Origin of the sequence: Sinorhizobium sp. P24N7 (assembly GCF_042436655.1) — a bacterium.
Lineage (GTDB): Bacteria > Pseudomonadota > Alphaproteobacteria > Rhizobiales > Rhizobiaceae > Sinorhizobium > Sinorhizobium meliloti_A.
The window spans coordinates 394,385-408,458 of sequence record NZ_JBHMIW010000004.1; the positions used below are offsets into that span (position 1 = coordinate 394,385).

10 protein-coding genes and 1 tRNA gene are annotated in these 14,074 nt (G+C 62.6%); 5 read left to right on the forward strand and 6 right to left on the reverse strand.

Annotation, left to right across the window (positions count from 1 at the left end):
* Nucleotides 1–897, reverse strand: a complete 897-nt coding sequence (gene gluQRS, locus ACFHWW_RS09365; protein WP_379938036.1) for a tRNA glutamyl-Q(34) synthetase GluQRS — start codon at nucleotides 895–897, stop codon at nucleotides 1–3.
* A gap of 155 nt (nucleotides 898–1,052) precedes the next feature.
* On the opposite strand from gluQRS, the gene ACFHWW_RS09370 reads away from it, so the two are divergent.
* Together ACFHWW_RS09370 and ACFHWW_RS09375 are read left to right on the forward strand one after the other, a co-directional pair.
* On the forward strand, nucleotides 1,053–1,700 hold the full coding sequence (locus ACFHWW_RS09370) for a DNA-3-methyladenine glycosylase family protein (RefSeq protein ID WP_379938037.1): 648 nt from the start codon (nucleotides 1,053–1,055) through the stop codon (nucleotides 1,698–1,700).
* Nucleotides 1,701–1,805: 105 nt separating this feature from the next.
* Entirely contained in the window at nucleotides 1,806–2,363 is a 558-nt protein-coding gene (locus ACFHWW_RS09375; RefSeq protein ID WP_003533486.1) for an HNH endonuclease, read from the forward strand.
* 2 nt (nucleotides 2,364–2,365) lie between these two features.
* On the opposite strand, the gene ACFHWW_RS09380 is transcribed toward ACFHWW_RS09375, so the two are convergent.
* Nucleotides 2,366–2,896, reverse strand: a complete 531-nt coding sequence (locus ACFHWW_RS09380; RefSeq protein WP_338277381.1) for a disulfide bond formation protein B — start codon at nucleotides 2,894–2,896, stop codon at nucleotides 2,366–2,368.
* A 269-nt stretch (nucleotides 2,897–3,165) separates the two neighbouring features.
* Here ACFHWW_RS09380 and ACFHWW_RS09385 point away from each other — a divergent pair.
* From ACFHWW_RS09385 to ACFHWW_RS09395, 3 genes are all read left to right on the forward strand, one after another.
* Nucleotides 3,166–3,250, forward strand: a tRNA-Leu gene (locus ACFHWW_RS09385).
* Between the two features lie 411 nt (nucleotides 3,251–3,661).
* A complete protein-coding gene (locus tag ACFHWW_RS09390) occupies nucleotides 3,662–5,278 on the forward strand; it encodes an arylsulfatase (protein ID WP_379938038.1) in 1,617 nt (538 codons plus the stop codon).
* A gap of 149 nt (nucleotides 5,279–5,427) precedes the next feature.
* The gene (locus ACFHWW_RS09395) at nucleotides 5,428–7,074 is read left to right on the forward strand and encodes an AMP-binding protein (protein ID WP_379938039.1); all 1,647 of its coding nucleotides are present in this window, start codon (nucleotides 5,428–5,430) and stop codon (nucleotides 7,072–7,074) included.
* Nucleotides 7,075–7,089: 15 nt separating this feature from the next.
* Here the strand turns inward: ACFHWW_RS09395 and ACFHWW_RS09400 are convergent, their stop codons facing one another.
* The 4 genes from ACFHWW_RS09400 to secA form a co-directional block, all read right to left on the reverse strand.
* Nucleotides 7,090–8,361 (reverse strand): GNAT family N-acetyltransferase, encoded by a 1,272-nt coding sequence (locus ACFHWW_RS09400; protein WP_379938041.1) that lies wholly within the window; start codon nucleotides 8,359–8,361, stop codon nucleotides 7,090–7,092.
* Nucleotides 8,362–8,364: 3 nt separating this feature from the next.
* Nucleotides 8,365–9,753 (reverse strand): lipopolysaccharide biosynthesis protein, encoded by a 1,389-nt coding sequence (locus ACFHWW_RS09405; RefSeq protein WP_379938068.1) that lies wholly within the window; start codon nucleotides 9,751–9,753, stop codon nucleotides 8,365–8,367.
* A 153-nt stretch (nucleotides 9,754–9,906) separates the two neighbouring features.
* Nucleotides 9,907–11,106, reverse strand: a complete 1,200-nt coding sequence (gene cml, locus ACFHWW_RS09410; RefSeq protein WP_338277388.1) for a CmlA/FloR family chloramphenicol efflux MFS transporter — start codon at nucleotides 11,104–11,106, stop codon at nucleotides 9,907–9,909.
* Nucleotides 11,107–11,343: 237 nt separating this feature from the next.
* Entirely contained in the window at nucleotides 11,344–14,055 is a 2,712-nt protein-coding gene (gene secA, locus ACFHWW_RS09415; protein ID WP_379938042.1) for a preprotein translocase subunit SecA, read from the reverse strand.
* Between the last annotated feature and the right edge of the window lie 19 nt (nucleotides 14,056–14,074).

Sequence of the window (14,074 nt, forward strand, 5' to 3'; positions counted from 1 at the left end):
TCATCGTTCGCCGAGAAGCATGGCCCTGACATCCGCAGGCCTGTGCCCCGAAGCCCTGAAGGAGGCGATTCCGGTGTCGCTGTTGCTTTTCGACAGTTTCCGTCCGTCCGGCCCGAGAACGAGGCGATGATGGTGATAGACCGGCTGCGGCAGGCCGAGAAGGCTTTGCAGCAGGCGATGCACCGATGTCGCGTGGTAGAGGTCGCGCCCGCGCACGACATGGGTGATCCCCTGCAGGGCATCGTCGACCACGACCGAGAGATGATAGCTCGACGGCGCATCCGAACGCGACAGGATGACGTCACCCCAGGCCGCCGGATCGGCGACGATCGAGGCCGCTTCGCCCGATTGGCTCGATCCCGTTTCTCGCCAGGTGAGTGGCCCGCCGGCCCGCCGCAGGGCCTCTCCCATGTCGAGACGCCAGGCATAGGGGCGGCCGCTCGCCAGGAGAGCCGCCTGCTCGTCCGGCTTGAAGCCGCGCTCACGGCCGGGATACAGCGGTGTCCCGTCCGGATCGCGCGGCCACGCTTGCCCCTTCGCCTCTGCCGCGGCCACCGCCGCCCTTATTTCACCGCGCGTCATCACGGCGGGATAGACGAGGCCCATCGCGTTCAAGCGCTCGAGCGCAGCGGCATAGACGCCGAGATGTTCGGATTGGCGCCGCACCGGCTCTTCCCAATCGAGACCGAGCCAGGCGAGGTCCTCGAAGATCGCCGCCTCGAATTCCGGCCGGCAGCGCGTCCGGTCGATATCTTCGATCCTCAGCAGGAAACGGCCGCCCACGGCTTCCGCCATGTCGTGATTGAGGATCGCCGACAGGGCGTGGCCGAGATGCAGGAGACCGTTGGGACTCGGCGCGAAACGAAAAACCGGTTGTTCTGGTCGTGAAATCGGCATTCTTTTCCTTTGCCACGGAAGCGTTGTAAAGATCACCCGCTTTCTACAGGGCCGTGCGTTCTTCCTGCGCACCAAGGGATCTGTAGCACTTTGAATTCCTGCATGCTTCGTCCGTAAATCGGCGACGATCCCGGACACATGCAGTGGGAGGATGCATGCGGATCATCCGGACGCACGAGGATATAGAGGCCGGTCTTGCCGGTCTGGTGATGCTCGATGCCCGGCTCGAACACGTCATCGACAAGGCGGGGCCGGTACCCTTGAGGCGCACCGACCCCGGTTACCGCGGTCTCGCCAACATAATCGTCTCCCAGATGGTTTCGAAGGCGAGCGCGGCGGCGATCTGGAACCGGATGGAGGCCTCGCTCGGCGAGATCACCGCAGACGCGGTGCTTGCGCTCGACGACGAAGATTGCCGACGCTTCGGCTTGTCCCGGGCCAAGGCCGATACGCTGAGAAGGGTCGCCGCTGCCGCGATTGCGGGCGAGATCGATCTCGACGCCATCTGCAATGCCGAAGCCGTCAAGGCAATTCACGAACTGACGGCGATCAAGGGCATCGGCCGTTGGACCGCCGAGGTCTATCTGCTCTTCTGCGCCGGCCATCCGGATGTGTTCCCGGCCGGCGATGTCGCCCTGCAGAATGCCATCGGCCATGCGCTTGGGCTCGAACTGCGACCGACGGCAAGCGAGGTCGATTCGCTCGCCGGCGGCTGGTCGCCATGGCGCAGTGTCGCCGCGCGGCTTTTTTGGGCCTATTATGCGCAGGAGATGCGCCGCGATGCGCTTCCCGTGACGCCTTGACGAAAAAAGCGGATCCTTTGCTCCCTTTTCTTTGTGGCTTCACAATCCTGTCGCAACGCGCCTAATATAGAAGAGGCAGATGCCGAATCGCTCAGGAGAATACGCTTGACGATTGCAGTCTCACCTCAGGCCCTGCCGGCGCTCGTGTTGAACGCCGACTATAGGCCGCTGAGTTATTATCCCTTGTCGCTCTGGTCCTGGCAGGACGCGATCAAGGCGGTCTTTCTCGACCGTGTGACTATCCTCGCCGAATACGAACACTCCGTCTCGTCGCCGAGTTTCTCGATGCGGCTGCCGAGCGTCGTCTGTCTGAAGAGCTATGTCCAGCCGTCACGCCACCCGGCCTTCACCCGGTTCAACGTATTCCTGCGGGACAAATTCGAGTGCCAGTATTGCGGCTCGCCGGACGACCTGACCTTCGATCACGTGGTCCCGCGTGCGCATGGCGGCCAGACCACCTGGGAAAACGTCGTCGCGGCCTGTTCTCCCTGCAACCTGCGCAAGGGCAGCAAGCTGCCGAAGCAGGCCGGCATGTTCCCGCACCAGAAGCCCTATCACCCGACGGTTCAGGATCTGCACAATAACGGCCGGCTTTTCCCGCCCAACCACCTGCATGACAGCTGGATGGATTATCTCTACTGGGATGTCGAGCTGCAGCCGTAAGGTTAAGACGCCCGACCCTGAGCTGACGCCTTCAAGGCACCACGCAGAGCGATCGCCGCGAGGATCAGGCTCGCGATGACGTTCCAGCCTGCGAAAGAAAGCCCGAGCACGCGCAGCGCCGCATCCGTGCAGGAGGGCGCGTGCTTCGCATCCAGATCGCCGAGCAGGTCGCCGACATCGGAAGAAATGCCTTGCGCCGTGGTGGCGCAGGTCGAGGGGCCTTCCCAGAAGTGCCACTCGGCGCCCGCATGGTACACACCGAGGCCCGCACCCACCAGCATCAGTATGCCGACGCCGAGGAGCAGCGTGCGGGTGGTCCAGCCGGGCAGCTTCAGCACGCTGGTTGCGATGGCGAGAACTCCGAGCGGAATGCCGTAATAATAGGGATCGCGCTGAAGCAGGCACAGCGCGCAGGGGATATAGCCGCCGATATGCTCGAAGCCGAGCGCACCGCCGACGGTCGCCGCCATGCCGATGGTGACGAGTACGGCGCAAATGAGTTGCCGGCGCTGAGCGAACGAATCTGCAAACATGCACACCCCTCGGCGCGCGGAGCGGCGAACATGCCGCCCGGGCGCCAGTGAAATCGAACGCCGCCTTCTTAGGCAGGATCGCCGGCTCTGTAAATCGGGTCGCATGTTCGGCCGCCTGCACGCTTTTGTGATCGTATGGAGCAGCCGGCGGCACTTTTCGTGGGAGCACTCCGCCAAATTCACACGATCGGCAAAATTCGCAACTTCGCGGTTGACCGGCCCGAAATCGATCGTGTAAATCGCAAGCGCTGATATCACGCATGCCTCTAGCCCCATTGGCGGAATTGGTAGACGCGCTCGACTCAAAATCGAGTTCCGAAAGGAGTGCTGGTTCGACTCCGGCATGGGGCACCACAACTACTTTATAGTGTTGGTTTCATTGCGCTTTTATCTTCTGGCGTCTGATAGTCCTCGCGCCATTCGCAAAACTTCATCTTATTCTGATCTGTTTTCCGTCTATTCCACCGGGATAGTCCTCGGCTCTCGACGCGACCAATAGCTGCGCCGGCGGGCCTGTATGTCTGCGATACTTTTGAAAACAGTCGAAGAGGCACCCGCACGAGGGTTGCGAATACTAACTTCGGTTGTATTTTTACGATCAACCTCCACCTCGAGCACACGCGGCGGAGGGGGCTTATCCGGGTCGCAGTTTCACGTCTCCCGGTACTCGGTCCGGGTACTGCGTCGGCGTCTCACGGCGCGTAAATACCGGGCAAGCGCAAGTCGGACATCAGCAAGCCTAGAGCTTCATATCGAGGAAGTGTCATGACTAGATCGCTACTTGATCGACTTTTTTCAGCTGCAGCCGGCATCACAGTGGGACTGACGGTTATCTCCGTCGCCCATGCGCAGCAAGCGACACCCGCAACCCCACCAGACAAGCCAAATATTTTGGTAATCTTCGGAGACGACATCGGTTTGACGAACATCAGCGCCTATGCGGATGGCATCGTGGGCTACAGGACACCGAATATCGACCGCATTGCTGAGGAAGGCCTGCGCTTCACCGATTACTACGGCGAGAATAGCTGCACGGCGGGCCGGTCGACCTTCATTACCGGCCAGGCCTGCCTGCGCACGGGTCTCTGCAAGGTCGGTGCACCCGGAGCGCCCGTAGGGCTCCAGGCCGGTGACATCACCATAGCCCAGGCCTTGAAGCCGCTGGGTTATTCGACCGGCCAGTTTGGCAAAAACCACTTGGGCGACAGGGACGAGTTCCTGCCGACGAACCATGGCTTCGATGAATTTTTCGGTAATCTCTATCACCTCAATGCGGAAGAGGAGCCGGAAGCAGCAGCGTGGCCGAAGGACGATGAAGAATTCCTGAAGGTGTACAATCCCCGCGGCGTGGTGAAATCGTCGGCCGACGGGAAGATCGAAGACACCGGCGCGCTCAATCGCAAGCGCATGGAAACCATCGACGACGAAACGACCGCCGCCGCGATCGATTTCATCCGGAGGCAGGTCAAGCAAGGCAAGCCCTTCTTCACCTGGATGAACACGACACGCATGCATGCCTTCACCCATGTCCGCGAATCCATGCGCGGCCAGAGCGGCATGCCCGGCAATGAATATGCCGACGGGATGATCGAGCATGACGGCGACGTCGGCGATCTGCTCAAGGCGTTGGACGATCTCGGCATCACGGACAACACGATCGTCGTCTACACGACCGATAATGGTCCGAACCAATGGTCATGGCCAGATGCCGCATCGACCCCGTTCCGCAGCGAGAAAGACACAAACTGGGAAGGTGCCTTCCGGGTACCGGCAATGGTCCGCTGGCCCGGGAAGATCAAGGCAGGTCAGGTCTCCAATCAGATCGTCTCCGGCCTGGACTGGTTCCCGACGCTTTTGGCGGCGGCGGGTGACCCAGACATCAAGACCCGTCTGCTGAACGGCTGGAAGCCCGAGGGGAGCACGACGACGTTCAAGAACCATCTCGATGGCTACAACCAGCTGGACTACCTTACCGGCAAGTCGGACAAGAGTGCCCGTTCCGAATTTTTCTATTTCGATGACGACGCCAACCTGGTGGCCACACGCTACGACGATTGGAAGGTGGTTTTTCATGAACAAACTGCCGGCGGAGGATTCGCCGTCTGGCAAACGCCGCTTGTGACCTGGCGCGTGCCCAAGCTGTTCAACCTTCGAATGGACCCCTATGAGCGTGCGGACCTGGTGTCCGATCAATACAACGACTGGCTTGTAAGAAACGATTTCCTGCTGGTGAAGGGTCAATTGAAGGCTGCAGCGTTCCTGGAGAGCTTCATCAAATATCCGCCTAGCCAACGCGGAGCCAGCTTCAACCTCGAAGGTGTGCGGGCCAAAGTGGACAAGGCGATCGATCAATCGTTCAAAGACCGCGGCATCGAGCAATAGCGTCGATGGCCGATCGAACCGGAAAGAACGCACCGACCCCGGTGCGTTCGCCTCTCCCCAAAATCCGCGCCCACGGTGGGCACCACCATTGAATTCCCCCGCGCTCAAATGCTAGCTGCATTGCAGCAAAACCCAGCTGCAGCAAGCTCATGCTCCCGAAGATCGAAGACTATGACGAACTCTACGGCGAATTCCGCTGGCGGATACCCGATACCTTCAACATCGGCGTAGCCGTCAGCGATGCCTGGGGCGCGCGGGAGCCGGGGCGCGTCTGTCTCCAGCATTTCAGCTCGGACGGGGCGCATCTTGCGTTGACCTATGGCGCCTTTGCCGCCCGTTCGTCCGCTTTTGCCGGCGGACTTGCCGCACATGGGGTGAAGCCCGGCGATCGCGTTGCCATCCTGCTGCCGCAGGGGTTCGAGGCGGCGATAGCCCATGCGGCAATCTACAAGCTGGGCGGCATCGCGCTGCCGCTTGCTCTGCTTTTCGGCGCCGAGGCGCTTGCCTACCGGCTGAAGGATGCGGGTGCGGCAGCGATCGTCACCAATCGCTTCGGCCATGAGCGGCTAACGGCGAACCGGGAAGAGCTGCCGGATTTGCGCCTGGTGGTGCTTGCCGACGAACAGCACGAATCCGGCACCGTGCGGTTCGGTGAACTCGTGGCCCGGGAGGGCCGATTCGATCCCGCGGAAACGAAGCCGGACGATCCCGCTCTGATGATCTACACTTCGGGGACCACCGGGCCGCCGAAGGGAGCCCTGCATGGCCATCGCGTGCTGCTCGGCCATTTGCCGGGATTCCAGTTCCATCACCACTTCCTGCCGCAGCCTGGCGACCGGATGTGGACGCCTGCCGACTGGGCCTGGGCGGGCGGTCTCCTGAACGCTCTGCTGCCGTCGCTTTTCTTCGGCGTGCCCGTGGTGTCCTCGCCGGCGCAGAAATTCGATGCGCATACCGCGTTCCGGATCATGGAGGAAATGGAGGTGCGCAACGCCTTCATCCCGCCGACGGCGCTCAGGCTCCTCAAATCCGTCGAGCGGCCGCGCGATCGCTACGCGCTCAAGCTGCGCACCGTCGGTTCGGCCGGCGAGGCGCTCGGGCGGGAGACCTTCGAATGGGCAAGGGCGGCGCTCGGCGTCGAGGTGAGCGAATTCTACGGCCAGACGGAATGCAATATCGTCATCTCCTCTGCGACCGATCTCGGCGTGGCGAAGCCCGGCTCCATGGGCAAGGCGGCACCGGGTCATCAGGTCGCGATCATCGACGGCGAGGGGCGGGTTCTGCCGCCCGGCGCGGTCGGGCAGGTGGCGATCAGGCGTCCCGATCCGGTGATGTTCCTCGGCTACTGGCGCAACGAAGAGGCGACCGAGTCCAAGTTCATCGGCGACTGGATGACGACCGGGGACCAGGGCGCCATGGACGAAGAGGGCTATTTCACCTTTTTCGGACGTGACGACGACGTCATCACGTCGTCAGGCTATCGCATCGGCCCGGGCGAGATCGAGGATTGTCTCGCCGGGCATCCGGACGTGCAGCTCGCCGCGGCAGTCGGCAAACCGGACCCGCTCCGGACCGAGATCGTCAAGGCCTATGTCGTGCTGAAACCCGGCGTCTCTGCCGGCGACGAGACCGCGGCAGGGATCCGCGACTGGGTGAAGAACAGGCTGTCGATGCATGAATATCCGCGCGAGATCGCTTTCGTCGACAGCCTGCCTTTGACCACCTCGGGCAAGGTGATCCGCCGGCTTCTGCGGGAGAAGGCGGCGGCAGAGGCGCGCGCCGTGTCCGGCGGCTGATGTTCGGCTGAAAGATCAGCGGCCTGCCAGCGCCCGGATCTTTTCACGCAGCAGCCGGGCCATGTTTCGGGTATTGCGATAAAGGTGGAGCTGCGCGGCGACCTGACGCACGTCGCGGTCGCGGTTCTGTGCCAGCCCGATCACGAGCGTGCCCATTTCCTCTCGCTCCTGCCACAGGCGGCTCATCACCGGATGATCGGGCACGGCGCAGGAGTCGGAGCGGATGATATTGGCATCGTCGAGATGCCACTCCGTGAGCTCCGCGACAAGCAGCTTGCCCGGAGAGTATTTCGCATAGCGCTCGTCATAGGCGGTCTTCCAGGCATAGGCTTCGCCGGCCATCAGCAGAACGACGATGGTCGCGATCGCCTTGCCGTCAAGATCGAGCGTGTGAATGCGGACGCTGTCGGCCTCGGCCAGATTGTTTACCGCTTCCCTCGCGAAAGCGGCGCGGAACCGGTCCATGATCATGGCGCTGCGTTCGCGGCCTTTCCAGCCGGACGCTTCGAGGACCAGGAACTCCTCCATGCGCAGGCGGATCTCATCGGGTTGGCGCGCGACATTGTAGGCCAGCGACCCCTGCCTCGCGAGATTGTTCCATTGCCGCTTCAGCTCCCTCAGGCGCTGGGGGCTCACGGCCTCGCGCAAATAGGTGGGGCCGTCCAGCAGGCTTTCGAGCATCGGCCGGCTGAATGTATCCGTCACCGTCAGCGGCAGGTTTTCGCCGATCGCAACGGCACGGGCAAGCTGCGCAAATTTGCCGTTCAACCTGATGTCCGGAAAGACGAGCACCGGCGGCAGGCCGGCGGAAGGTGCGGCCAGCGCCTCGTAAAGATTGCTGATCGTTTCGGCCGCGTCCTCCGCGTCGAGGAGGGGCGTGCCCAGCGGCCCGAATGGATTGGACCAGGCGCGAATAATGGTCGCGCCGATCGAAAAACCCGGCTTCTCTATCGAGAAGGGCATGAGAAAGCGGATTCGGCTTCTCTGCTCGCTTTGGTCGCGGATGACCGCAAGCCGGATCACCCGGTCCTCGAGGCGCGGCATGGCCGGCGCGAGAAAGCGCCCGGTAAAGAAGACGTTCTGCTCGATGGCGCGATTGGAGAGAAAGTCGAGCTCCCGCTGCAGGTCGTATCCCGCTCTCGCCGGATAGACCGCGAGGTGCCGTCCGGGCCTTCCGACCATCAATGTCCGCTCGGACTGCAACGTATCGGGACCGGATTGCGCGAGGCTGCCAAGCAGGCGGTTGGCGCTGCCGTTCACGTCTGCGGGAAGGACATTGCCGATCATGGCTCAAATCGCCTCGTTCTTGTTGTTCATCGTCCCCGCGCCGGCAACAGCCAGCAGGGGAAAGCCGAAAGTGCGCCTTACGGCGAAATGCAGGATGGCTGCCTCCACGAACATCGCGCCGGCAGTGGCGGCAGCTGCGCCCGTCAGGCCGAAGACCGGGATGAGTGTCACGTTCAAGGCGATGTTGACTCCGAGCGCTGCCGCATAGAGCAGGACGCAGAGCTTTTGCCGCCCCGCCATCGTGAGCAGCGTTTCGGCGGGTCCGACAAAGGCCTTGGCGAGAATTCCCGTCAGCAGGATCGCCATCAAGGGGGCGCCCGCCGTGAACGCCGGGCCAAACAGCGAAAGCAGGATGTTGCCGGCTGCGAGTACGCAGCCGCCGATCACCAGGGATGGCCAGAAGGACCAGCGCGCGCTTTCGACGGCGATTTCCGCCAGCTGCCGGCGATCGCCTGCGGCCATTGCCGCAGAGAAACGCGGACCTGCTGCCGCCTTGACGGCGAACATCACGAAATGGACGAGCGCCATGGTCTTGGCCGCCGCAAAATAAACCGCCACATCGTCGGGTTTCAGATAGAGGCCCACAATGACGACGTCGGAATTGGTGAGCAGGAACCCGAAACCGTCGACCAGAAAAATGGGAAGGGAGACGCTGAGCCACCGCCCGAGCTCGATCTTCATCGGCCCGCGCACGTAATGGCGGCGGAGCCGCCATGCCATCGTCACGAATTGTCCGAGCGTGGTGACATAGGCCGCCCCCAGCGCAGCGCCCATGGCTGTCGTCGCATCGCGCGGAAGCCCGGCAGCGATCGCGATGACCATGAAACCGAGGATCAGCAGCGGCCGCACGAGATAGGTCGGGCTCATCGCGACGATGGGCCAGCTATGCGCCCGCGCGGTGCCGTCCAGTACGTCGCCGAGCGCGATCATCGGCAGAGTGAACAGGCCGAGATAGAGGGGAATCACATAGTAACTTTCGATGGCGGAGCCGAAGAGCCAGAGGCCGGCTCCGCCGACTGCGGCGAGAACGGTCGCGGAAAGCATCGCAAAGGCCCGCGCCGTCGTGGTCAGACCGCGGATGTTCGCAAGCGCCGCGGTCGTATGGTATTCCGGCAGAAAGCGGATCACGGTCGCATGGAAACCGAGGCAGGACAGGTTTCCGAAGAGGACGACCAGCACCCAGACGAAAATGAAGATGCCGTATTCGAACTCGCCGACGAGGCGCGCAAGGACGATTTGCGAGACGAAGGCGATGGCTGCGCTGACGATACGGATCAGAAAGGCGATGAGCGCCACGCGCTGTGCACGGTTCCTGGGATCGTCCCCCGCAAGAAGCGACGCGAGGCCGTGCAAGAGAAGAGGCAGGCGATATCTCAGCGCCGACGGCAGCATTCGTCCGGCCGATTGACATACCGCCATGAACACGAGGACACCCTGACATTACGCAATACTGGGCTTCACTTCTGTCAGATCAGCGTTAACAAAGGGTTCAGCACCCTCGCTTGAGGGCGAGGAAGCCGGGCTTTTGCCCGACTTCCTCTTCAATCATGCCCGGGCGTGCCTCCTGGACAGCAACTGCCGGCGCGCGATCAGCACGACACCGGCCATTGTCGAGGCATAGACCACGAGCGGCCACGCGCTGTCGCCCGGCAGTCCGATCACGAGCAGTGTCCCCGCCGTCCCGACGATGAGGCTTTGGACGCAGAAATAGACTGCGACCGCCGAACCCGCCATGTATCCGAACCCTTCGAGCGCGCCGTTTGCAGTTACCGATCCGGTGAAGACGATGCCGACCGCCATGACCCACATCGACGCGACGAACGTCCAGGACGAAAGGGTGCCGAAGCTCTGCCCGGCGGCCAGGAGCGCCGCTCCGAGAAGCAACATGCACATGCCCCGCAGGAGGCTGCCCGAAGTTCCCCATCGGGAGACGAACCGCCTGGCAAAGCGCGCCGTGATGATCATCACGATTGCTACAGTTGCAAAGGCGAGGCTGAACTGCAGCTCCGAATATCCTGCCCTGTCGATCAGAACGCGCGGAGAGGTGGAAAAGAACACGAAAAACGTGCCCATGGCGGCGCTGAAGCCGAGGGTATAGGTCCAGAAGGCGAGGCTGCGGAAAAGGGGCCCGAATGCGCGCCGCGGCAGCGCTGCCGCCGAAGGGCGGGTTTCATGCCAGCGAGGCAGTGCCTGCACCAGCGCGATTACGGCAAATGCACCGAGCGTAACGAAGATCGAGCGCCATCCGAACCTCTCCGCCAGCATGGCGCCGCCTATCGGTCCCAGAGCGGGAACGAATGCCAGAATGGAACTGAACAGGCTGTAGATAACCGCGCTTTCCGGGCGGTCGGCATAGACGTCCCGGATCGTCGCAAAGGTGGCCACCAGGGCCGCAGATGCGCCAACCGCCTGCAGGAAGCGGAAGGCGACGAATGGTATGGCGCTGGAGGATGCCGCAAGGCAGAACGACGCCGCGGCGAACAGCATCGCTCCGCCGATCAGGACAGGCCGCCGTCCGATGCGATCGGAGACGGGCCCGAAGACGATCTGGCCGAGGCCGAGCATCACCATATAGAGGCTCAGCGTGAGCTGGACCACGGCAGGACTGGTCCCGAGAATACCGGGCATCGCCGGAACGATCGGGAGATAGATATCCATGGCCAGGGAGGCGAGGATATCGAAGGGCGCCATCAGCAGCAGCGCTGCCGGCAGCGAATAGCGCCAGACATGAGGTTTTGTAGGCATGGAAAGACATCCGCTCAAATGAGGAACATTCGGCGGCGGTCTGCCTTCGGCACGGGGGTCGGCTCGACAGACGCCGCAACAACAAGGAAAAAGCGTTGTTGCGGCTTACTTGTCCGAGGACTTTTGAGCTCCCATGCTACGGCTCCATGCACATCTTGAGGTGAGGTAAGTTGCCTGCCGTGTCAGTGGCAGGCAGACAATCGTTCGCGCGCCCGACCGGACGCGCAGCACCGCGGGTCAGGCTTCGTAAATGCCGTGGCAATGCTTGTATTTCTTGCCCGAGCCGCACGGGCAGGCTTCGTTGCGTGCGACTTTGCCCCAGGTTGAAGGGTCGGCCGGATCGCGGTTCGCAGGCGCGACCGCCAGCAGCGTCTCCCCGGCCTGCGCGAAGTCGTCCTCGCCGGTCAGCGGATCGATGTGGTGCGCCTGCATCGGTGGCAGCGGCTGCGGTTCCTCGGGCGCCTCGCGGACCAGCTCGACGCGCATCAGCTGTGCCGTGACCGCCTGACGCAGATTACCGAGTAGCGCCTGGAACAGCTCGAAAGCCTCGGACTTGTATTCCTGCAGAGGATCGCGCTGGGCGTAGCCGCGGAAGCCGATGACCGACCGCAGGTGGTCGAGGTTGACGATATGCTCGCGCCAGAGATGATCGAGCGTCTGGAGGACGACGGAGCGCTCGACATATTGCATGATTTCGGGGCCGAAACGCTCCGCGCGCTCGGCAGCCGCCTTGTCCACTGCGGCAGTGATGCGCTCGCGGATATCGTCCTCGGCGATGCCTTCTTCGGCGACCCATTCGGCGATCGGCAGGTCGAGATTGAAATACTGCTGGACGTCGGCCTTCAGCCCCTCGGCATCCCATTTTTCGGCATAGGCCCGCTCCGGAATGCGTTTGGCGACGATTTCCTCGATCACTTCGTTGCGCATGTCGGTCACCGTATCGGTGACGCTCTCCGCGTCCATCAGTTCGATGCGCTGCTCGAAAATGACCTTGCGCTGGTCGTTGAGCACATCGTCGTATTTCAGGAGATTCTTGCGGATGTCGAAGTTGCGCGCCTCGACCTTCTTCTGGGCGCGTTCGAGCGCCTTGTTGATCCAGGGATGGACGATTGCCTCGCCTTCCTTCAGGCCGAGCTTCTGCAGCATTCCGTCCATGCGGTCGGACCCGAAGATACGCATCAGATCGTCCTGAAGCGACAGGTAGAACTTGGAGCGGCCCGGGTCGCCCTGGCGGCCCGAGCGGCCACGCAGCTGATTGTCGATGCGGCGGCTTTCGTGCCGTTCGGTGGCAAGCACGTAGAGCCCGCCGGCGGCGAGCGCCTTTTCCTTGAGCTTCTGAACCTCTTCCCGGATCGCCTTTTCGCGCGCTTCGCGCTCCGGGCCGGGCTCGACATCGGCCAGCTCCTGCTGGATGCGCATGTCGGGGTTGCCGCCGAGCTGGATGTCGGTGCCGCGGCCGGCCATGTTGGTGGCGATCGTGACCGCGCCGGGGACGCCGGCCTGCGCGACGATATAGGCTTCCTGCTCGTGGTAGCGGGCGTTCAGCACCTGGAACTTGGAGAAGCCGCTCTGCTTCAGCATATCGGCGAGAAGTTCGGATTTCTCGATGGAGGTGGTGCCGACGAGCATCGGCTGGCCGCGCTCATGTGCGGATTTGATCTCGTCGATGATCGCCTTAAATTTTTCGCCGACGGTGCGATAGACCTCATCGTCCTCGTCGACGCGCTTGATCGGCAGGTTGGTCGGCACCTCGAGAACTTCGAGGCCGTAGATGTTGCCGAATTCCTCCGCTTCCGTCGCAGCCGTACCGGTCATGCCGGCAAGCTTGTCGTACATGCGGAAATAGTTCTGGAAGGTGATCGAGGCGAGCGTCTGGTTTTCGGGCTGGATCTGCACCTTTTCCTTGGCTTCGAGCGCCTGGTGCTGGCCTTCGGAGTAGCGGCGGCCGGGCATCATGCGGCCGGTAAACTCGTCGATGATGACGATCTCGCCGTTGCGTACGATGTAATCCTTGTCGCGGGTGAAGAGCTTGTGGGCCTTGAGCGCGTTGTTGACGTGGTGAACGATCGCCACGTTCTCGATGTCGTAGAGCGACTCGCCCTTCAGCAGGCCGGCCTCGCGCAGCATGTTCTCGAGCTTCTCGGTGCCTTCTTCCGAAAAATTGGCCGAGCGCTGCTTCTCGTCGATTTCATAGTCTTCCGGCGACAGGCGCGGAATGAATTCATTGATGGTGTTGTAGAGATCGGAGCGGTCGTCGAGCGGGCCGGAGATGATCAGCGGGGTGCGCGCCTCGTCCACCAGGATCGAGTCGACCTCGTCGACGATGGCGAAGAAGTGGCCGCGCTGCACCATCTGGGAGCGCTCGTACTTCATGTTGTCGCGCAGATAGTCGAAGCCGAGCTCGTTGTTCGTCGCATAGGTGACGTCGCAGGCATAGGCGTCGCGGCGCTGTTCGTCGGAGAGACCGTGGACGATGACGCCGGTGGTCATGCCGAGGAAGCCGTAGATGCGGCCCATCATGCCCGCGTCGCGCTGTGCGAGGTAGTCGTTGACGGTGACCACATGCACGCCCTTGCCGGCGAGTGCGTTGAGATAGACCGGCAGGGTGGCGACGAGCGTCTTGCCTTCGCCGGTCTTCATTTCCGCGATGGCCCGCTCATGCAGGATTATGCCGCCGATCAGCTGGACGTCGAAGGGGCGCAGCCCGAGGACGCGGAGCGCAGCCTCGCGCACGACCGCAAAGGCCGGCACGAGAATGTCGTCCAGGGTCTTGCCGCCGGCGAGCTCACTGCGAAATTCCGCCGTCTTCGCCGCCAGGGCCTCGTCGCTCAGCGCCTTCATTTCGGCTTCGAGAGCATTGATGGCGTCCACCCGGCCCTTGTAGCCGCGGACGCGGCGATCGTTGGCGGAACCAAACAACTTGCGGGCAAAGCCGCCGAGACTGACCATGCAAATGGTCCTTTCCTTA